The sequence below is a fragment of the Rhodanobacter ginsengiterrae genome, from assembly GCF_050026815.1.
Lineage (GTDB): Bacteria > Pseudomonadota > Gammaproteobacteria > Xanthomonadales > Rhodanobacteraceae > Rhodanobacter > Rhodanobacter ginsengiterrae.
Genome location: NZ_JALBWO010000056.1, coordinates 304,880 through 324,521 on the forward strand (window position 1 = coordinate 304,880; position 19,642 = coordinate 324,521).

Here is a 19,642-nt window from a genome sequence, read left to right on the forward strand (position 1 = left end):
GATTTCACTTCGTGCGGGAACTGAAATTAGCGGCGTCGCCGATCTCGGTTGCCCCACCGGAAACCACCGCCCGGGCCAGCCAAGGGCCGCCATTTTGTTGAATGCTGGCTTGAACAAGCCACGATCCAGCCTCTATATTCAACGCTGGCTTAAACATGGGGCGGGAGCGGCGCCATGTTAAAGGGAGCGCGACGTTGAACAGACCCATGGATGCCCACCGCGCCGGTCGCTACATCCGTCAGCCGACCGGCTATCGCGCCTTCATGCCCGAAGGGCTGCCGCCCGATCCACCGCTGGCGATGACGGGCGAGCTGGCGGGGCTGTTGTCGCGGGCCGATCGGGCGCTGGGGCGACTGGACGGTTCGGTGCTGACCCTGCCCAATCCGGATCTGTTCGTCTTCATGTACGTGCGCAAGGAGGCGGTGCTTTCGAGTCAGATCGAGGGCACGCAAAGCTCGCTGCAGGACTTGCTGGCAGCGGAGGCCGACATTTTCGACGAGGCCATGCCGCGCGATGTGGACGAGGTGGTCAACTATGTGCGCGCGATGAAACACGGGCTGGCGCGCCTGGGCGAGTTGCCGGTGTCGGTGCGACTCATTCGGGAAATTCATGCCGAGCTGATGCAAGGTGTGCGCGGTGACAAGCTGCAACCGGGCGAGCTGCGACGCAGCCAGAACTGGATCGGGCCCGCGGGCTGCACGCTGGCAACGGCGAACTACGTGCCGCCGCCCCAGGACGAGGTGCCTCGCCTGCTGGGTGAGCTGGAGCTGTTCCTGCATCGCCCGGACGAGTTGCCGCCGCTGGTGAAGATTGCCCTGGCGCATGTGCAGTTCGAGACGATTCACCCATTTCTCGACGGCAACGGTCGCGTCGGTCGCTTGCTGATCACGTTCCTGCTGACCGAATGCGGTGTGTTGCACAAGCCCGTGCTGTACCTGTCGCACTATTTCCGCCAGCACCGTCAGGCCTACTACGACCACCTGCAGGCGGTGCGCGAACGCGGCGCATGGGAAGACTGGCTGGCTTTTTTCCTGCGCGGCGTGGTCGAGGTGGCCGGCGAGGCGGCCGAGACCGCGCGGCGCATCCAGTTGCTGCGGGAGCGCCACCGGCAGGCGATCACCGAGGGTCTGGGACGCGCCGCCGGCAATGGCCACAAGGTGCTTGAAAGCCTGTTCGATCGACCGATCGTTACCGTCGCCGACGTGCGCGAGATGACTGGTACGACGTATCCCGCGGCCAACACCATGGTCGCGCGACTGGTCGAGCTGGGGATATTGCTGGAAATGACTGGCTATGCGCGCAATCGGCGGTTCCGTTACGAGCCATATGTGCGCCTGTTCACCGACGATGTATCTGACCCTAGGGAAAGCCAGGCATGAACCTGCACAGGGAAGTCCATTTCGAGCAGGCGATCTGCGATCACCTCGCCGCCCACGGCTGGCTCCACGCCAACGGCGACGGCGAGCATTACGACCGCACCCACGGCCTGTATCTGCCCGACCTGCTGGCCTGGATCGAAGCGACCCAGCCGGACAGCTGGCAGCGCCTGGCCAGGACGCACGGTACATCAGCGGGTGAACGCATCGCCGAGCGCGTGCGCAAGAACCTCAACGAGCGCGGCACGCTGGAGGTGCTGCGCCGGGGCGTGGAGATGCTGGGGTTGAAGGAGCCGCTGTCGCTGGTGCAGTTCAAGCCGGCGCTGGCGATCAATCCAGTGACCCAGCAGCACTACGCGGCGAACCGGCTGCGCGTGGTGCGGCAGGTGCGGCATTCGCCGAACAACGCGAAGGATGCGCTGGATCTGGTGCTGTTCGTCAACGGCATCGCGGTGGCCACGGCCGAGCTGAAATCCGACTTCACCCAGAGCGTCAACGATGCGGTGGACCAGTACCGCTTCGACCGTCATCCGCAGCCCAGGGGCGGGCAGCTCGAACCGCTGCTGGGTTTCCCCGGCGGGGCGCTGGTGCATTTCGCGGTGAGCCAGGCCGAAGTGATGATGACCACGCGGCTGGCCGGGCCGGCCACGCGTTTCCTGCCGTTCAATCGTGGCGACCACGGCGCGGCCGGCAACGCACCGAACCCGGACGGCTTTGCCACGGCGTACCTGTGGGAAGAGGTATGGGCGCGCGACAGCTGGCTGGAGATACTGGGCCGCTACCTGATCGGCAAGCGCGACGACAAGAAGCAGCTCACCGGCGTGATCTTTCCGCGCTACCACCAGCTCGACGCCACGCGGAAGCTGGTGGCCGACGTGCTGGCCGAGGGGGCAGGGCAGCGCTATCTGATCCAGCATTCGGCTGGCTCGGGCAAGACCAACTCGATCGCGTGGAGCGCGCACTTCCTCGCCGACCTGCACGATGCGCAGCACAGGAAGCTGTTCGACAGCGTGCTGGTGGTATCCGACCGCAACGTGCTGGATGCGCAGTTGCAGGAGGCGATCTTCGATTTCGAGCGCACCACCGGCGTGGTGGAAACCATCACCAGCGAACATGGCAGCAAGAGCGCGCAGCTGGGCCAGGCGTTGAAGGACGGCAAGAAGATCATCGTCTGCACCATCCAGACGTTTCCATTCGCGCTGGAGGAAGTGCAGAAGTTGGCAGCCACCGAGGGCAAGTGCTTCGCGGTGATCGCCGATGAAGCGCACAGCTCGCAGACCGGCGAAGCGGCGGCCAAGCTCAAGCAGCTGTTGAGCGCGGAGGAGCTTGCCGAACTGCAGGACGGCGGCGAGATCGACACCGAGACACTGCTGGCTGCCGGCATGGCGGCGCGTGCAGGCGGTAACAGGGGCCTGACCTACGTGGCGTTCACCGCCACGCCCAAGCAGAAGACGCTGGAGCTGTTCGGCCGCCCCGGTGCGGATGGCCTGCCGCAGCCATTCCACGTGTATTCGATGCGCCAGGCGATCGAGGAAGGCTTCATCCTCGACGTGCTGAAGAACTACACGCCGTACAAGCTCGCCTTCAAGCTGGCCCATGACGGCAAGGAGTACGACGAGGCGCAGGTCGAACGCAGCGCGGCGATGAAGGGGATCATGCAGTGGGTTCGCCTGCATCCCTACAACATCGCCTCCAAGGTGCAGATCGTGGTGGAGCACTACCGCGAGAACGTGCAGCCGCTGCTGGATGGCCAGGCCAAGGCGATGGTGGTGGTCGGCAGCCGCAAGGAGGCGGTGCGCTGGCAGAAGGCGATCCGCGCCTACATCGCCAGGCAGAACTATCCGCTGGGTGTGCTGGTGGCGTTCTCCGGCGAGGTGAATGATCCGGACAGCTATCCGCAGGCGGTCACCGAGACCAGCGCCGACCTCAACCCCGGCCTCAAGGGGCGCGACATCCGCGAAGCCTTCGCCCGGCCCGACTATCACCTGCTGCTGGTCGCCAACAAGTTCCAGACCGGCTTTGACCAGCCACTGCTGTGCGGCATGTACGTGGACAAGATGCTGGGCGGCATCCAGGCGGTGCAGACGCTGTCGCGCCTGAACCGCGCGTACCCGGGCAAGGACACCACCTACATCCTCGACTTCGTCAATGACGCGGCCGAGATCCTCAAGGCGTTCAAGACCTACTACGACACCGCCGCACTGGAAGCGACCACCGACCCGCACATGGTCTTCGACCTGCGCCAGAAGCTGGATGCCAGCGGTCACTACGACGACTTCGAAGTGGAGCGCGTCGCGAAAGTGGAAACCGATCCGCACGGCACGCAGGCTCAGCTCAGCAGCGCCATCGCGCCCGTCGCCGACCGGCTGCTCAAGCGCTACAAGGCCGCGCAACAGGCACGGGTCGCGGCTCTGGCCGCCGGCGACGACAAGGCAGCCGAGTCGAACAAGGATGTGCTCGATGCGCTGGTGCTGTTCAAGAACGACATGGGCGCATACGTGCGCCTGTATGCCTTCCTGTCGCAGGTGTTCGACTACGGCAACACCGCTATCGAGAAGCGCTTCATCTTCTACAAGCGACTGATCCCGCTGCTGGAATTCGGCCGCGAGCGCGACACGGTGGATCTGTCCAAGGTGGTTCTCACGCACCATACCTTGCGCAACGCCGGACGCCAGCCGCTCAGCCTCAACGGTGACGGCAGCTACAAGCTGCCGCCGATGGATGCAGTCGGCAGCGGCTCGGTGCAGGAAAAGCAGCAGGCCTATCTGGCCGAGATCATCCAGAAGGTCAACGGGCTGTTCGAGGGCCAGCTCACCGAAGACGACCAGCTGGTCTACGTCAACGGTGTGCTCAAGGGCAAGCTGCTGGAAAACGAAACCCTGATGCAGCAAGCCGGCAGCAACAGCAAGGAACAGTTCGCCAACTCGCCCGACCTGAAAGATGCACTGATGCACGCGATCATGGATGCACTGGAAGCGCACACCACCATGAGCACTCAGGCACTCGGTTCGGATCGCGTGCGCGATGGATTGAAAGACATCCTGTTGGGGCCGGCGCAGTTGTACGAGGCGCTGCGGGCCAAGTCGCAAGGCGGGGCGATGGCGCCATAGCTGATGGTTGTGCCGGGTCAACGAAAGAGCCCCCGAAAGCGGGGGCTCCTGGTTTCTGCGGTGCTGCTGGCTCAGTGCTGCTGCGCGTTCGCACTGGCGTCGGCGTTGCCGTCAGCCTGTGCCGAGGTGGAGATGCCGCCGCGGGCCGAGCTGTGTGCGCTGGCTTTGCCGCTGGCGTTGGCCGAGCCGCGGGTGCCGGAGGTCGAGCCGGCGTCGGCGTTTGCGTTGCCGTTGGCCGCACCGGAGCCAGACACGTCGATCGTCTTGTCACCGGCGCCGCGCACAGCGTTGGAGGTCGGCGACAGCAGGCCCCGCTGCATGGTGGTGGCCTCACCCGACTGTTGACTCGCGGTATTCCCACTGGCCGTGGTTGCCTGCGACATCTGGCCGGCGGCATTCGAGCCGAGCGAGCCGGCGGTATGAGCCGACTGCGTGCCGGTGGCGGTGGCTTGCTGCGCTGCGCTCAGACCAGTACGGGCCGAGCCCTCGGCTGCGCCTTCGGCGTTCGCCGACGCGTTGCCGGCCGCGTTCTGCGCGCGGCTCAGTGTGCCCTGGGCGCCACGTTTGGCCATCGAGACGGCTGAACGCGTCTGGCCAACCGCCTGGCCTGCGGCGCCGGTCAGGGCATCGCGCGTGGCTGAGGTATCGACTGCGCCGGTCGCGGACGAACCCACACCCGCTGCGCCACCCAGCGCGGCGTTGCTGCCGTTGCCGACATTGGCGTCGGCCGCACCGGTGAGGCTGCCGGCAGCGTCAGCGGCGGCCTGGCTGTTCACCTGGTGGGTGACTTGTGCCGCGGTGCCCGTCGCGGAAGCAGCGGTCGCCGCGGCGCGTTTGCGCAGGCGTTCCGCGCGCCGCTCGGCTGCCCGCTGATTGATGCCGGGGGCGTTGAGGCCGGCCGTGCCGCGCGCGGAGCCGTCGATCTGGCCGCCCACCTGGCCCATCGTCGAACTGACCGGGCTGCCCAGCCCGCCGGTGATCCCGCCGGTGAGCGAACCTCCACCCAGCACCTGGGCGTGCACCGGCGCTATCGCAGCCAAGGCAAAGGCACCAGCGATCAGGGCGATGTTGAGACTCTTGGTGTTGAGGGTCGTGTTGCGCATGGTGGGACCTCCTGCCGACGGTGGATCCGCGGCTTCCAGAGTCCTGTACGTCCGTGCCCGGAAGATCCTTCCATGCCGGCAGGTTGGGGTTGGCCAGTATTCAGGTTCACGGCGACAGCAGGCCGTAGCCGTAGCGTGGATCGCGCCCCGACGCGCCGAGGTGGCGAGCCTCGCCGATCAGGCGCTGCTGGACCCGGGCGGCGGCTCCTTCGCGCGGTGCATTCAGCCATCGCGCGGCTTTTCGCGCCACGATCGGCGCCGCGAACGACGTGCCGCGCAGCGCGTTGCGGCCGCGGCCGACCACGCCGGATGCGCAGAAGTCCACCTGGTCGCCACTGCCGGATTCGGGCAGCACGCGGTCGCGCGCGTCGACGCCGCTGACCCCGATCACCTCCGGGTACGCTGCCGGGAACAGCGGCGGTGCCGCGGGTCCGTCGTTGCCGACCGCGCTGACTAGCACGTGACCACGGGCGATCATCGCCTGCACCGCGCGCGCGAGCACCGGATTGTCGGGGCCGACCAGGCTGATGTTGATCACCGCCACATGCTCGCGCGCCATCCACGCGAGCGCGTCCACGAGATTCGAGGTGGCGCCGCCGACCGCGTCGCCGCACCACAGGTCGGCGGCGTACAACGTGTCCGGGTCACCGGCGACGAGGCGCGCGGCAACCACGGTGCCGTGCCGCGAAGGATTCGCCGTGCTGCAGCCATGCCGCTCGATGCGCGCATGTGCCAGCGCGGGGTCGGTCGGATCGACGCCGCCATCGATAAGCCCCACGCGTTGCGACGGTGCACCGGATGACGGAGCGGCCGAGGTGGTCGCACGGGCAAGGTCATCGTCGCCCGCAGGCAGGTAGAGGTGCTGGTAGGTGAAGGCCGCGTCCGGTGCGGCTCGCTGCAAGGCGCGCATGGCTTTGGCGGTACCGCGACTGCGGCTGTCGTGCAGCACCACGACGTCCAGCCCCAGCGTCGCATCTGCCGGCGTCGCGCGATCCACGCTGAAACCCAGTGCCCGCACTGCGTCGAGTTGCGCATCCGACAGGCCCATGGCGAGAAATTCGCCGCGCAGGATCGGTGCACCGTTGGGATCGACGTCGACGCGCCGCGGCTCGCTGCGTCGCAGCGCGTCGATCTGCAGTTTTCGCGTGAGGGCCAACGGTCCGCGCAGCAAGTCGTCCACGCTGCGCAAGGGTGGGGCCGGAACCATGCCGGGCAGGCCCACGCCGGGCAACTGCACGTTCGGCAGGCCCTGCACCTGGCCGAGCACCTGCGACTGTGCAGGCGTCGCGCTGACCATGGCAAACGCCATGGCCAGCAACGGAACGAGCGTGGCGAATGGACGGCGCAGCGGCATGGCCAACAGCCTCGGGAGCAACGGGGCCGGATGCTAGCATGGGCCCGCTTTACGCCCCCGAACTGCGCCGATGCGCACGAGGGAAGGAATCTTCCCCTCCGGACGTAATGGAAGGTGATGCGTGAATTCGAGCGACACCGTGCGTGAAGGACTGATCCTGCTGTTGCCGCGTCTGCGCCGCCTGGCACGCGCGCTGGCTGGGCAGGTGGCCGACGCCGACGACCTGGTGCAGATCGTGCTGGAGCGCGCACTGGCGCGGGCCGCCCAGTGGCGGCCGGACGCCGCGCTGGATCGGTGGGTGTTCGCGATTGCGCGCAACGCCTGGCGGGATGAATTGCGTGCGCGCGGCAGGTCGCAACAGCTGTTCGCGCCGGAGGAAGCCGGTGCGCTGGCTGCCGACCGCGCCGACGCACAACCCGCGCAACAGCTGGAACTGGCGATGGCATTGGCGGCGTTGCCGCCGGATCATCGCGAAGTGGTGGCCCTGGTGCTGGTTGAGGGCATGTCGTACAGCGAGGCTGCCGAGCTGCTGGAGGTACCGGTGGGCACCGTCACCAGCCGCCTGGCTCGCGCCCGCGTCACCTTGCAGGCCCATCTTGGGAAAGACACATGAATCCGATCGACGACGACACACTGCAGGCATACGTGGACGGCGAACTCGACACGTCCGACGCCGCGCGCATCGAGGCGGCGCTGGCGCACGACGAGATGCTCGCCCGCCGCGTGCGGCAGGCGCGCGACTTGCGGGCGCAGGTGCGCGCCGCGTTCGATCCGATACTCGACGAGCCGGTGCCGGCGCGTCTGTCCGCCTTGTTGCAGCCGCCATCCCCGCGTGCGGCGACGCCACTTGGACCACGCTTGCTGCCTGCGGGTGGGCATGGCCCGGGCACGACGCGGCATCGCGCGACCCGTCGCTGGTTTGTGCCGGGCGCTGCGCTGGCCGCGTCGGTGGCGCTGCTCGCCGTGGGTCTGTGGTGGTCGCGACCCGGCGACATGGTACGCATGCAGGGCGGCCAGCCATTCGCTGCCGGCGCCTTGGCTCATGCCCTCGACGAGGCGCTGGCGAGCGAACCCGATGTGCATGCGCCGGTTGCCATCGGCCTGAGTTTCCGCGCTACCGACGGACGCATCTGCCGCAGCTTCGTCCTGCGTTCGCCACCGATCCAAGCCGGCCTTGCCTGCCACGGCGATGCCGGCTGGTCGCTGCCCGTGCTCGGCGCGGCAGTCCCATCCGAAGGCGGCGAGCTGCGTCAGGCGGCGAGTGCCCTGTCGCCGGCGGTGCAGGCCGCGGTCGACGCGCGCCTGCGCGGCGAGGTCTTCAATGCCCAGCAGGAGCGTGCGGCGCGCGATGCCGGCTGGCGCCAGGTGCGCGAGGTGTCGGCACACGCTCCCGTCCAGCCTTGACTTCGGCTTCGCGTCTGCGGCGTTACGGTCGGGCGATGGTCACCTTCGACCAGGAGGAACCGCCCATGCCCGACGAACACGTCAAGACACCTGCCGACCATATCGGCAATACGGTGACGCAGCTCAAGGAGATGCGGCACTACTCGAAGAACAACGTGGAAACGCTGACGGCGGAGTGGCTGTTGTTCGACGGCGAGTTGTCCAGGCTGAAGCTGGCCGACAAGATCGCCGATCTGATGGATCGGCAAGGGCAGCTGCACGAGGCGCTGGAAAAGGCGATCACCGATCTGGAAGAGGTGCTGGAGAAGATGAAGCCAGAGCCGGAGGCCGAGGCGTAGCGTCGACGCGATGCCGGCAATGGCGTTTCGACACGACAAGGAGGCCCCGGCATCGGGGCCTCTTTTTTGTCGCGCTGTCGATCAATGCCGCTGCCGATGGATCGCGCGGCTATTGCGGTTTTCGGCGCGGTTGAGGCGGCGGGTTTCGCCCTTGGTCAGGTGGCCGTTGTGCTTCGCCTCGTCGGCGCTTTCGCGCTGGGCGATGTTGGCATCGCGCTTTTCGTCGCGGGCGGCCTGCTTGCCGGTGATGGTGCCGTTGGCGACGCCTTTGGCGGTGCGCGCCTGCTGGTTGTCGATGCGCTTGCTTACCTCATTGACGCGCGGATGGCCGGGTACGGTGGTGTCGGCGGCCATCGCGCTGGCGCTGGCGAACGCGGTGCAGGCGAGCAGGCTGAACAGGCCGAGGCGGATCATCGAAGCATTTTTCATGGCGGTGTCCTTGTGAATGGGATGCCGGCGTTGGGGTGGGGCCATGTCGTGCCGGTCATGCGGCGACATGCCGGACAGAGAACGCGGCTTGTGGCGGCGCGTTGACCGGGTGGCCGGTTCGATGGGTGATGCTGGCCTCGGGCGAAGAGCGACCCCACCCCAACCCTCCCCTGCAAGCAGGGGAGGGAGCAGAGCGACCCCACCCCAACCCTCCCCTGCAGGCAGGGGAGGGAGCGGGGTTGAGCTCAGGCCAGCGTGCGCAGCTTGGCCTCGCGCTCCCACTGCCGTGTCTTGGCGGCCTTGATGAAGCCGGCGGTGTCGCCGGCGTCGACGACACCGGCGTCCTTCCTGATGCCGCCGGCCTTCAGCACGGCTTGCGCGCCGGCGTCGGCGGCGATGGCCTTGAGGTGGCCAAAGGCATCGCGCACGAAGTCGACTGCGGCGGCTTCCTTCGCCAGCAGCTTGCCGGCGTCGTCGGACAGCACCAGCGCCACGGCGTCGAACACCACCGAGGGCGTGCCGGCGAGCTGGCCGTCGGCAGGCTGCTGCTTGCCGTCGCTGAGTCGGGCGCCGCCGACCTTGAGGCAGACGATTTTGACCGAAGCGCCGGCGGATTCGGCCGCCTTGCGCAGCGCCTTGATTGCGGCGGCGTCGGAGCCGTCATGGATCAGGATGCCGACGGCGCGGCCTTTCAGCGTGTCCTTCATATTGCCGATGATCTGCAGCGGCGGCGACGGTGGCTGGTCCTTCGCCGGCACCGCTTTCGCCTGCGCCGGCGGAAAGCCGGGCAGGGCCAGGCCGCTGGCGACGCGGCGGGCGAGATCCCCGTCGACATTGCGCAGGTGGCCGACGATGGCTTCGCGCACGTGCAGCGTTTCGACCTTGGACAGTTCGAACACGAACGCCGAGGCGATGTGCGCCTGCTCGAAGCCGGTCTGGCTGCGGTAGAACTGGCGCGCCTGGCTGTAGTGGTCGGCAAAGCTCTCGGCGCGGATGCGGCTCTTGCTGCCGTCGCCGGCCGGCTCGGCGAAACTGCGGAAGCCGCGCTCGCTGGCACGTGCGGAGGCGGGATCCAGCGAGCTGGGCTCGTAGTTGACGCGGCCTTTGGGTTGCTCCATCTGCATGTGGCCGTCGCGCTGCTGGTTGGCGAACGGACACTTCGGCGCATTGATCGGCAGCTGGTGGAAGTTCGGCGAACCCAGCCGCGACAGCTGCGTGTCGAGGTAGGAGAACAGCCGGCCCTGCAGCAGCGGGTCGTTGGAGAAGTCGATGCCCGGCACGATGTTGGCGGGGCAGTAGGCGACCTGCTCGGTCTCGGCGAAGAAGTTGTCGGGCCAGCGGTTCAGCACCATGCGGCCGATCACGGTCAGCGGCACCAGCTCCTCGGGAATGATCTTGGTGGCGTCGAGGTGGTCGAACGGGAAGCTGTCGGCCTGGGCCTGGGTGAACAGCTGCACGGCCAGCTCCCACTCGGGGAAATTGCCGGCCTGGATCGCCTCGAACAGGTCGCGGCGGTGGAAGTCGGGATCGGCGCCGGCCACCTTCACCGCCTCGTCCCATACGTGCGACTGCAGGCCGAGCTTCGGCCGCCAGTGGAATTTCACGAAGGTGCTGTCGCCGTTCTCGTTGATCAGGCGGAAGCTGTGGATGCCGAAGCCCTCGATCATGCGCAGCGAACGCGGGATCGCGCGGTCGCTCATCGCCCACAGGATCACGTGCATCGCCTCGGGGGTCAGCGAGATGAAATCCCAGAACGTGTCATGCGCGCTGGCGGCCTGCGGAAAACCGCGATCCGGTTCCATCTTCACCGCGTGCACCAGGTCGGGGAATTTCATCGCGTCCTGGATGAAGAACACCGGGATGTTGTTGCCGACCAGGTCCCAGTTGCCTTCCTTCGTATAGAACTTCACCGAGAAGCCGCGGATGTCGCGTGGGGTGTCGACCGAACCGGCGCCGCCGGCGACGGTGGAGATGCGGGTGAACAGCGGGGTCTTCTCGCCGACTTCGGTGAGGATTTTCGCGGTGGTGTATTTCTTCAGCGACTTGGTCAGCTCGAAGTAGCCGTGCGCGGCCGAGCCGCGCGCATGCACGATGCGCTCGGGAATGCGCTCGTGGTCGAAGTGGGTGATCTTCTCGCGCAGCACGAAGTCTTCCAGCAGGGTCGGTCCGCGCGGCGTGCTGCGCAGCGAGTTCTGGTTGTCCGAGACCGGGATGCCCTGATTGGTGGTCAGCGCGGGATGCTCGCCGCCAGCCAGCTGCTGCAACTCGTCGCCGTTGCCACGGCGATCGCTGGCGGGCCGGGCGGAGGATGGTTTGGCGGACTTGCCGGAAGGTTTTTTCGTAGCCATGGGGACGCTCCTGCTGGGGTCGTTGGTGCGGCGCGCGACGTCGCGGTTGAACGACCATCGTGCGAGCGATGCCGTCAACGTGCCGTCGTTCCGTATCCGTTCCCGCTTCTTGGCATGACTTCCGGCGGTGTCCGGATCCGCTGGCTGGCGTCACTATCGCGGCGGGCGGGGCAGCTGTGGCCGATCGACGGCCTTCGTCTGCCCGGCGTGTTTTCCGTATATCCATCAACGGCGTGTCCAACGGACGGCCGCACCACCATCACCTGAGGGGATCTCATGCGCAGCATTCTGGTTTCGGCGATCGCACTGGCGCTTGCCGGCGTTTCGATGACAGGCGTGGCGGCAACGCCGACGCTGGCAGCCGCGGCGAATCTCGCCACCACCCAGCTGCCGCGCACGGTAGTGCCAAGCCACTACGAGGTGGCGGTGACGCCGCATGCGGACACGCTGAGTTTCGATGGCAAGGTCACGGTGACGGTGGATGTGCTCAAGCCGACCAGCAGCATCACCCTGAACGCGATCGACATGGCCTTCTCCTCGGTCAGCCTGACGCCGACCCGGCTGAAGATCGCCATCGCGGCGCCCAAGGTGACGGTGGATGCCAAGGCGCAGACCGCGACCTTCACCTTCGCCCAGCCGATTCCCGCTGGCAGCTACACGCTGGCGATGACCTACACCGGCAAGATCGGCACCCAGGCCAACGGCCTGTTCGCGATCGACTACGACACCAAGGCCGGCAAGCAGCGCGCGCTGTACACCCAGTTCGAGAACTCCGACGCGCGCCGCTTCATCCCGTCGTGGGACGAGCCGGCGTACAAGGCCACCTTCGACCTGACGGTGACGGTGCCGAGCAGCCAGATGGCGGTGAGCAACATGCCCGTCGCCTCGACCACGGATCTGGGCAATGGCCTGAGCCGGGTGACGTTCCAGCCGTCACCGAAGATGTCGACCTACCTGCTGTTCTTCGGCCTGGGCGACTTCGAGCGCGCCACCACCATGGCCGACGGCACCGAGATCGGCGTGATCACGCAGAAGGGCAAGAAGGCGCAGGCCGGCTTCACGCTGCAGTCCGGCGCGGCGGTGCTGAAGGAATACAACGATTACTTCGGCGTGAAGTATCCGCTGCCCAAGCTGGACAACATCGCCTCGCCGGGCAGCAGCCAGTTCTTCTCGGCGATGGAGAACTGGGGCGCGATCTACACCTTCGAATATGCCTTGCTGCTGGATCCGAGCTTCTCGACCCAGTCTGATCGGCAGAATGTGTTCAACACCGCCGCGCATGAAATGGCGCACCAGTGGTTCGGCGACCTGGTGACGATGCGCTGGTGGGACGACCTGTGGCTGAACGAAGGCTTCGCCTCGTGGATGGCTGCGCGCACCACCGAGAAGCTGCATCCGGAATGGCATACCCATCTGGACGCGGTGGGCACGCGCGAGGGCGCGATGTCGCGCGATGCGGTGGCCACCACGCATCCGGTGGTGCAGCACGTGGAAACCGTGGAGCAGGCCAGCCAGGCGTTCGACGCGATCACCTACAGCAAGGGCGAGGCGGTGATCAACATGCTGGAGGCGTATGTCGGGCCGGATGCGTGGCGCGCCGGCGTGCGCAACTACATCAAGGCCCACGCCTACGGCAACACCGTGTCCGACGACCTGTGGAGCGCCGTGCAGGCCGCGGCCGGCAAGCCGGTCACCCAGATCGCGCATGACTTCACCCTGCAGCCGGGCATTCCGCTGATCCGCGTGGCCTCGTCCGCGTGCAGCAACGGCAAGACCACGCTGACCCTGAGCCAGGGCGAGTTCACCAAGGATCGCCCGAACAAGACGCCGCTGAAGTGGCACGTGCCGGTGATCGCGCAGAGCATCGGCGCCACCGAGGTCGCGCGCACGGTCGTGGATGGCAAGGCCACCCTGGACGTGGCCGGTTGCGGTCCGGTGCTGGTCAACGCGGGGCAGAGCGGCTACTACCGCACGCTGTACACGCCAGCCGAGTTCGCGGCGATCAAGGCCGACTTCGGCAAGCTGGCGCCGATCGACCAGTTGGGCCTGATGGGCGACAGCTGGGCGCTGGGCATGGCCGGCCTGCAGCCGGCGTCGAGCTATCTCGACCTGGCCCAGGTCACTCCGGCCGCGGCCGACCCGCAGATCTGGGGCGACATCGCCGGCAGCTTCTCCGGCCTGCATGGGTATTACCGCGGCGACGATGCCCGCCAGGCCCGCTTCGACGCGTTCGCGATCAAGCAGCTGAAGCCGGTGTTTGCCCGCGTCGGCTGGGAGGCGAAGGCGGACGAGGGTGATCCCACCACGATTCTGCGCACGCAGCTGATCAGCGTGCTGGCCGACCTCGGCGACGCCGACGTGATCAGGGAAGCGCAGCGTCGCTACGCGGCGCAGGCGACCGATCCCAAGGCGGTGCCGGCAGCCTTGCGCAAGACCATTCTGGGTGTGGTGGCGCGCAATGCGGATGCGGCCACCTGGGACAAGCTGCATGCAACGGCCAAGGCCGAGACCACGCCGCTGATCAAGGACCGCCTGTACTCGCTGCTCTCGATCAGCAAGGACAAGGCCTTGGCCAGGCGTGCGCTGGAGCTGGCCCTGACCGACGAGCCGGGTGCCACCAACAGCGCCGGCATGATCGGTGCAGTCGGCTACACGCACCCCGACATGGCGTGGGACTTCGCCATGGCGCATCGTGCGCAGATCGACAAGCTGGTCGACTCCACCTCCAGCAGCCGCTACTACCCGGCCATTGGCAGCAGCTCCAACGATCCGGCGATGATCGGCAAGATCAATGCCTATGCCGACGCCCACATCGCCAAGGGATCGCGCCGCGCCGCGGAAACCGTGGTCGCCAACATCACCTACCGGCAGATGGTGCGTCGTGAACGGCTGCCGGCGATCGACGCCTGGCTGGCAAAGAACGGCGGCTGAGTTCCGTCGGGGTCGCAGGAAGGGTCCCGCTTTCACCGGCGGGAGCCTTCCTGCTGTCAGGGCACGGCCCGATGAAGGGTTGGCGTTGCGGCCGGTGGACGATGTACTTTCGCGTCTGCGCGCACCTTGGCGCGGTTGCCGGCATGTGCCGGTGAGTCACGGCACTGCCCGGGTCTGGAAGTGATGGTCGATTTCGAGAACAAGCTGGAACCCGACAGCACGGTCTACCGGACGCTGCTGGAATCGACCAGGGCGATTCCCTGGAAGATCGACTGGGACAGCAAGCAGTTCAGCTATATCGGGCCACAGATCGAGGCACTGCTGGGCTGGGCGCCATCCAGCTGGCAAACCGTGGGTGACTGGGCCAGCCGCATGCACCCGCAGGATCGCGAGTGGGTGCTGAACTTCTGCGTGGCGCAGTCGGAAGCGGGCGTGGACCACGAGGCCGACTATCGCGCGCTGACCCGCGACGGCCACTACGTGTGGATCCGCGACGTGGTGCACGTGGTGCGCAAGGCCGATGGTGCGGTCGATTCGCTGATCGGTTTCATGTTCGACATCAGCGAGCGCAAGCAGACCGAGCAGAAGCTGGCGAGCCTGCAGAAGGAGCTGGAGGAACTGTCCTTCCGCGATGGGCTTACCGGCGTGGCGAACCGCCGCCGCTTCGACGCCCTGATGGACATCGAGTGGATGAATGCACGGCGCAGTGGCCAACCGTTGTCGCTGTTGCTGATGGACATCGATTACTTCAAGCAATACAACGACCGCTACGGTCACCTCGAAGGCGATGCCTGCCTGAAGCAGGTGGCCTGGGTACTGGCCTCCGCCGCGACGCGTGCGCGCGACCTGCTGGCGCGCTTTGGCGGTGAGGAATTTGTCCTGTTGCTGCCGGAAACCGACGCGGCGGCCGCGGGCAAGCTGGCCGAACGCTGTCGCGCGCTGATCCTGGCCGAACAGATCCCGCACCAGCAATCCGCGGCCGGCCCGCTGCTGACGATCAGCCTGGGCGTCGCCACCTGCATTCCCGGCCCGGACGATGCGCCGCGCGCGTTCATCGAAGTCGTCGACAGGCGGCTGTACCGCGCCAAGCAGCAGGGCCGCAACGGCATCGTCGCCAGCTAGTGGTGTGAAACCGGCTTGTTGTCCCGTCGTTCGCTGAAAAGGCCCCGCATGCGGGGCCTTTTCATTTGACCGCTGCAGGCCGCCGAAGCGGCTTATGCCTCGGCGTCTTCCTTGTACGCATCGACCGGAATGCAGGCGCACATGATGTTCTTGTCGCCGTAGACGTTGTCGACGCGGGCGACGGGCGGCCAGTACTTCTGCAGTTTCAGGCTGGCCAGCGGGAACGCGGCCAGTTCGCGCGGGTAGGCATGGGTCCATTCGCTGCCGCTGACCATGGTGGCGGTATGCGGGGCGTTCTTCAGCGGGTTGTCCTCGCGGTCCAGCTTGCCTTCCTCGACGGCGCGGATCTCGTCGCGGATCTGGATCATCGCGTCGATGAAGCGGTCCAGCTCGACCCGCGATTCGCTCTCGGTCGGTTCCACCATCAAGGTGCCGGAGACCGGGAAGCTCAGCGTCGGTGCGTGGAAGCCGAAGTCGATCAGGCGCTTGGCGACGTCCTCGGCACCGATGCCGGTGGCTTCCTTGAGCGGGCGCAGGTCGAGGATGCACTCATGCGCGACCAGCCCGTTGCGACCGGTGTACAGGGTCGGGTAGTGCGCTTCCAGTCGTTTGGCGATGTAGTTGGCATTGAGCAACGCCACCTGGGTCGCCTTGCGCAGGCCCTGCTGGCCCATCATGGTGATGTACATCCAGCTGATCGGCAGGATGCTGGCGCTGCCGAAGCTGGCCGCCGAGACCATGCCGACCGCGCTGTCCTCGCCGAGCTTCCCCGGCAGGAACGGTGCAAGGTGCGACTTCACCGCACACGGGCCGACGCCGGGGCCGCCGCCGCCATGCGGGATGCAGAACGTCTTGTGCAGGTTGAGGTGCGACACGTCCGAGCCCCACTTGCCGGGCTTGGCCACGCCGACCAGCGCGTTCATGTTGGCGCCGTCGGTGTACACCTGGCCGCCATGCGCGTGGACGATGTCGCAGATGGCGACGATGTCTTCCTCGAACACGCCGTGGGTGGACGGGTAGGTAATCATCAGCGCGGCGAGGCGATCGGAATGCTGCTCGGCGGCGCGGCGGATGTCTTCCACGTCGACGTTGCCGTTGGCGTCGCACTTGGTCACCACCACGCTCATGCCGCACAGGTGCGCGGATGCCGGGTTGGTGCCGTGGGCGGATTCGGGGATCAGGCAGATGTCGCGATGGGCTTCGCCGCGCGAGCGGTGATAGGCACGGATCGCCAGCAGGCCGGCGTACTCGCCCTGCGCGCCGGAGTTCGGCTGCAGGCTCACCGCGTCATAGCCGGTGCACTCGACCAGCATCGCCTCGAGGCCGTCGATCAGCTCCTTGTAGCCGCGCGTCTGCGTGACAGGCGCCAGCGGATGGATGTTGCCGAACTCCGGCCAGGTGACCGGGATCATCTCGGCGGTGGCGTTGAGCTTCATGGTGCACGAGCCCAGCGGGATCATCGTGCGGTCCATCGCCAGATCCTTGTCGGCCAGCGCGCGCATGTAGCGCAGCAATTCGTGCTCGCTGTGGTGCGTGTTGAACACCGGGTGGGTGAGGAAGTCACTCTGGCGCAGCAGCGCGGCGGGCAGGGCGTCGGCGGTAGCGGCGTCCAGCTCGTCGATGTTGTCGATCTCGGCGCCGAACAGGCCAGCCAGCGCGATCACGTCGGCGCGGGTGGTGGTCTCGTCCAGGCTGATGCCGATGCAGGTGCCGTGGATCTGGCGCAGGTTGATGTGCAGCGTCTCGGCACGAGCGTGCACGGCGTCGGCATCGACGTCGGTGATGTGCAAGGTGTCGAAGAAGTTCGCGCCCACCTTGACACCGGCCCGGCGCAGCGCCGCCGCGAGGATGGCGCTGAGGCGATGGGTGCGGCGGGCAATGCGGGTGAGCCCGGTGGGGCCGTGGTAGACCGCGTACATGCTGGCCATCACCGCCAGCAGCACCTGCGCGGTGCAGATGTTGGAGGTGGCCTTCTCGCGGCGAATGTGCTGCTCGCGCGTCTGCAGGGTGAGGCGGTAGGCGGCCTTGCCTTCGGTATCGATCGACACACCGATCAGGCGGCCCGGCATCGAGCGCTTGTAGGCGTCGCGGCAGGCCATGAAGGCGGCGTGCGGGCCGCCGTTGCCGAACGGCACGCCAAATCGCTGCGAGTTGCCGACCACGATGTCCGCACCCCATTCGCCGGGCGCGGCGATCAGGGTCAGCGCGAGCAGGTCGGTGGCCACCGCGACCAGGCCGCCACGCGCGTGCACGGCGGCGGCAGTCGCGCGGTAGTCGTTGATGCTGCCGAAGGTATCGGGGTACTGCAGCAGCACGCCGAACGCGTCGGTACCGGCGGCGTCGGCATCCGCGCCGATCACCAGTTCGATGCCCAGCGGCTCGGCGCGCGTGCGCACCACTTCCAGCGTCTGCGGGTGCACGCCGCTCGACACGAAGAACAGGTTCGACTTCGACTTGCACGAGCGCTTGGCCAGGGTCATCGCCTCGGCCGCGGCGGTGCCTTCATCCAGCAGCGAGGCGTTGGCGATCTCCATGCCGGTGAGGTCGGCGCACATCGTCTGGAAGTTGATCAGCGCCTCCATGCGACCTTGCGAGATTTCCGCCTGGTACGGCGTGTACGCGGTGTACCAGGCCGGGTTCTCCAGGATGTTGCGCAGGATGACGTTCGGCGTCAGCGTGCCGTAATAGCCCTGGCCGATGAAGCTGCGGAATACCTGGTTATGGTCGGCGATGGTGCGGATCTTGGCCAGCGCTTCTTCTTCGGTGATGGCGACGGGCAGTGCCAGCGGAGCAGCGGATCGGATCGATGCCGGCACGATGGCATCGGTCATCGATTCCAGCGAGTCCTGGCCGATCACGCTCAGCATCAGCGCGATTTCGGCGTCGTCCGGACCGATATGGCGTTCGATGAACGCGCCGTGGTGTTCGAGATCACGCAGGGAGGTCGGAGTGTTCGGGTTCATGACTTGGGGGCATCCGCAGACAACGTGCCGTGCCGCACGCGGGCGCCCCTCTGTCCTTTTGCCTGAGAGTTTGGAAGCGTGAGACTAGCGCTTCGTGCCCCTTCGGCGGCGGATTCAACCGCTCTCTCCAGAGTGTTCGCACATGATGGTATGGGTGCCTGAGCGATTACGGGCGTTGCGTCTTCGGCAGCGGTACGGGCCCGTGCAGCAGCCGTCCGCTTCTCCCACCATGCGTTTACCGCGACGATTATACAGGGGGAACGGGCGCTGTTGCGGCTGGCCGGAACCTGGTTCAGGGAGTCCGGGCAGCGGCCCGCGTTATGCTCGGCGGCGATGCCCCAGCTGCCCGGAGTGCCCATGATTCAAATCGGCGAGATCGACCATGTGGTGTTGCGCGCCATCGATAGCCAGGCCATGCAGCGCTTCTATTGCGACGTACTTGGCTGCCGCGAGGAGCGCCGCCAGGACGAGATCGGACTGGTGCAGCTGCGCGCAGGCCGTTCGCTGATCGACCTGGTCGCGATCGACAGCAGGCTGGGGCGCCACGGCGGCGCCGCACCGGGCGCGCAGGGCCACAACATGGATCATCTGTGCCTGCGGGTGGAGAACTATGACGAGGTGGCGATCCTGGCTCACCTGAAGGCGCACGGTGTGCGCATGGGCGAGTTGGGTTCGCGCTACGGCGCGCAAGGCGAGGGGCCGTCGATCTATCTGTACGACCCGCAAGGCAACATGGTCGAGCTGAAGGGGCCGGCGACTGTCTGAGTGAAAAGCCGTCCTTGCTGACTTCAGGCAAACCCGCAGAGACGAAGGCCGCCTTGTTGGGCGGCCTTCCTGACTTCAATCAAACCCTGAAAAGACGAAGGCCGCCTTGTTGGACGGCCTTCCTGACTTTAATCAAACCCTGAAAAGACGAAGGCCGCCTTGCTGGACGGCCTTCCTGACTTTAATCAAACCCGAAAAAGACGAAGGCCGCCTTGTTGGGCGGCCTTCGTTTACAATTGGTGCCCAGGAGAGGACTCGAACCTCCACGGAGTTGCCCCCGCTAGCACCTGAAGCTAGTGCGTCTACCAATTCCGCCACCTGGGCAGGTGTCACGTTGCTCAGCGAGCTGCGTGAGCCGCGTAATTTAGGCATCTGCCTGCGGCTTGTCAACACTTTTTC

14 protein-coding genes, 1 tRNA gene and 2 riboswitches are annotated in these 19,642 nt (G+C 66.7%); of the genes, 8 read left to right on the plus strand and 7 right to left on the minus strand.

Annotation, left to right across the window (positions count from 1 at the left end; all coding sequences use genetic code 11):
• Positions 1-4: 4 nt before the first annotated feature.
• Positions 5-208, minus strand: coding sequence for a hypothetical protein (locus ACQGNJ_RS14260; protein ID WP_426689906.1), 204 nt, complete (start codon positions 206-208; stop codon positions 5-7).
• Between ACQGNJ_RS14260 and ACQGNJ_RS14265 the strand changes: the two genes are divergently transcribed.
• Both ACQGNJ_RS14265 and ACQGNJ_RS14270 read left to right on the plus strand, forming a co-directional pair.
• The gene (locus tag ACQGNJ_RS14265; protein WP_426689907.1) at positions 207-1,379 is read left to right on the plus strand and encodes a Fic family protein; all 1,173 of its coding nucleotides are present in this window, start codon (positions 207-209) and stop codon (positions 1,377-1,379) included. The genes ACQGNJ_RS14260 and ACQGNJ_RS14265 overlap by 2 nt on opposite strands.
• A complete protein-coding gene (locus ACQGNJ_RS14270) occupies positions 1,376-4,486 on the plus strand; it encodes a type I restriction endonuclease subunit R (RefSeq protein WP_426689908.1) in 3,111 nt (1,036 codons plus the stop codon). Before ACQGNJ_RS14265 ends, ACQGNJ_RS14270 begins: the two co-directional genes overlap by 4 nt.
• A 71-nt stretch (positions 4,487-4,557) precedes the next feature.
• Here ACQGNJ_RS14270 and ACQGNJ_RS14275 read toward each other — a convergent pair whose 3' ends face one another.
• Complete coding sequence (locus ACQGNJ_RS14275) at positions 4,558-5,589, minus strand: hypothetical protein (protein WP_426689909.1); 1,032 nt, start codon at positions 5,587-5,589, stop codon at positions 4,558-4,560.
• Positions 5,590-5,695: 106 nt separating this feature from the next.
• Positions 5,696-6,943, minus strand: coding sequence for a S8 family serine peptidase (locus tag ACQGNJ_RS14280; RefSeq protein ID WP_426689910.1), 1,248 nt, complete (start codon positions 6,941-6,943; stop codon positions 5,696-5,698).
• Between the two features lie 121 nt (positions 6,944-7,064).
• Here ACQGNJ_RS14280 and ACQGNJ_RS14285 point away from each other — a divergent pair, with 121 nt between their 5' ends.
• The 3 genes from ACQGNJ_RS14285 to ACQGNJ_RS14295 all read left to right on the plus strand — a co-directional run bounded on the left by ACQGNJ_RS14285 (position 7,065) and on the right by ACQGNJ_RS14295 (position 8,685).
• Positions 7,065-7,556, plus strand: a complete 492-nt coding sequence (locus tag ACQGNJ_RS14285; protein WP_426689911.1) for an RNA polymerase sigma factor — start codon at positions 7,065-7,067, stop codon at positions 7,554-7,556.
• The gene (locus ACQGNJ_RS14290) at positions 7,553-8,347 is read left to right on the plus strand and encodes an anti-sigma factor family protein (protein ID WP_426689912.1); all 795 of its coding nucleotides are present in this window, start codon (positions 7,553-7,555) and stop codon (positions 8,345-8,347) included. Before ACQGNJ_RS14285 ends, ACQGNJ_RS14290 begins: the two co-directional genes overlap by 4 nt.
• A gap of 65 nt (positions 8,348-8,412) precedes the next feature.
• Complete coding sequence (locus ACQGNJ_RS14295; RefSeq protein ID WP_426689913.1) at positions 8,413-8,685, plus strand: hypothetical protein; 273 nt, start codon at positions 8,413-8,415, stop codon at positions 8,683-8,685.
• Positions 8,686-8,766: 81 nt separating this feature from the next.
• Here ACQGNJ_RS14295 and ACQGNJ_RS14300 read toward each other — a convergent pair whose 3' ends face one another.
• Positions 8,767-9,114, minus strand: a complete 348-nt coding sequence (locus ACQGNJ_RS14300) for a hypothetical protein (protein ID WP_426689914.1) — start codon at positions 9,112-9,114, stop codon at positions 8,767-8,769.
• 245 nt (positions 9,115-9,359) lie between these two features.
• Positions 9,360-11,462: a catalase gene (locus ACQGNJ_RS14305; protein ID WP_426689915.1), complete on the minus strand. Its 2,103-nt coding sequence runs from the start codon at positions 11,460-11,462 to the stop codon at positions 9,360-9,362.
• A 276-nt stretch (positions 11,463-11,738) separates the two neighbouring features.
• Here ACQGNJ_RS14305 and ACQGNJ_RS14310 point away from each other — a divergent pair, with 276 nt between their 5' ends.
• Together ACQGNJ_RS14310 and ACQGNJ_RS14315 are read left to right on the plus strand one after the other, a co-directional pair.
• The gene (locus tag ACQGNJ_RS14310) at positions 11,739-14,393 is read left to right on the plus strand and encodes a M1 family metallopeptidase (RefSeq protein WP_426689916.1); all 2,655 of its coding nucleotides are present in this window, start codon (positions 11,739-11,741) and stop codon (positions 14,391-14,393) included.
• Positions 14,394-14,576: 183 nt separating this feature from the next.
• Positions 14,577-15,515, plus strand: coding sequence for a sensor domain-containing diguanylate cyclase (locus ACQGNJ_RS14315; RefSeq protein ID WP_426689917.1), 939 nt, complete (start codon positions 14,577-14,579; stop codon positions 15,513-15,515).
• 92 nt (positions 15,516-15,607) lie between these two features.
• On the opposite strand, the gene gcvP is transcribed toward ACQGNJ_RS14315, so the two are convergent.
• A complete protein-coding gene (gene gcvP / locus ACQGNJ_RS14320) occupies positions 15,608-18,478 on the minus strand; it encodes an aminomethyl-transferring glycine dehydrogenase (protein ID WP_426689918.1) in 2,871 nt (956 codons plus the stop codon).
• 46 nt (positions 18,479-18,524) lie between these two features.
• Positions 18,525-18,613, minus strand: a riboswitch (glycine riboswitch).
• A gap of 1 nt (position 18,614) precedes the next feature.
• Positions 18,615-18,715, minus strand: a riboswitch (glycine riboswitch).
• 120 nt (positions 18,716-18,835) lie between these two features.
• On the opposite strand from gcvP, the gene ACQGNJ_RS14325 reads away from it, so the two are divergent.
• A complete protein-coding gene (locus ACQGNJ_RS14325) occupies positions 18,836-19,243 on the plus strand; it encodes a VOC family protein (RefSeq protein WP_426689919.1) in 408 nt (135 codons plus the stop codon).
• A gap of 237 nt (positions 19,244-19,480) precedes the next feature.
• On the opposite strand, the gene ACQGNJ_RS14330 is transcribed toward ACQGNJ_RS14325, so the two are convergent.
• Positions 19,481-19,567 (minus strand) — tRNA-Leu (locus ACQGNJ_RS14330).
• Between the last annotated feature and the right edge of the window lie 75 nt (positions 19,568-19,642).

Excerpts from the sequence above, each read along its gene's own strand:
- ACQGNJ_RS14290 (WP_426689912.1), top strand. The coding sequence starts at position 7,553 with ATGAATCCGATCGACGACGACACACTGCAGGCATACGTGGACGGCGAA.
- gcvP (WP_426689918.1), bottom strand. The coding sequence starts at position 18,478 with ATGAACCCGAACACTCCGACCTCCCTGCGTGATCTCGAACACCACGGC.
- ACQGNJ_RS14325 (WP_426689919.1), top strand. The coding sequence starts at position 18,836 with ATGATTCAAATCGGCGAGATCGACCATGTGGTGTTGCGCGCCATCGAT.
- ACQGNJ_RS14265 (WP_426689907.1), top strand. The coding sequence starts at position 207 with ATGGATGCCCACCGCGCCGGTCGCTACATCCGTCAGCCGACCGGCTAT.
- ACQGNJ_RS14260 (WP_426689906.1), bottom strand. The coding sequence starts at position 208 with ATGGGTCTGTTCAACGTCGCGCTCCCTTTAACATGGCGCCGCTCCCGC.
- ACQGNJ_RS14310 (WP_426689916.1), top strand. The coding sequence starts at position 11,739 with ATGCGCAGCATTCTGGTTTCGGCGATCGCACTGGCGCTTGCCGGCGTT.
- ACQGNJ_RS14275 (WP_426689909.1), bottom strand. The coding sequence starts at position 5,589 with ATGCGCAACACGACCCTCAACACCAAGAGTCTCAACATCGCCCTGATC.
- ACQGNJ_RS14280 (WP_426689910.1), bottom strand. The coding sequence starts at position 6,943 with ATGCCGCTGCGCCGTCCATTCGCCACGCTCGTTCCGTTGCTGGCCATG.
- ACQGNJ_RS14300 (WP_426689914.1), bottom strand. The coding sequence starts at position 9,114 with ATGAAAAATGCTTCGATGATCCGCCTCGGCCTGTTCAGCCTGCTCGCC.
- ACQGNJ_RS14270 (WP_426689908.1), top strand. The coding sequence starts at position 1,376 with ATGAACCTGCACAGGGAAGTCCATTTCGAGCAGGCGATCTGCGATCAC.
- ACQGNJ_RS14315 (WP_426689917.1), top strand. The coding sequence starts at position 14,577 with ATGGTCGATTTCGAGAACAAGCTGGAACCCGACAGCACGGTCTACCGG.
- ACQGNJ_RS14305 (WP_426689915.1), bottom strand. The coding sequence starts at position 11,462 with ATGGCTACGAAAAAACCTTCCGGCAAGTCCGCCAAACCATCCTCCGCC.
- ACQGNJ_RS14295 (WP_426689913.1), top strand. The coding sequence starts at position 8,413 with ATGCCCGACGAACACGTCAAGACACCTGCCGACCATATCGGCAATACG.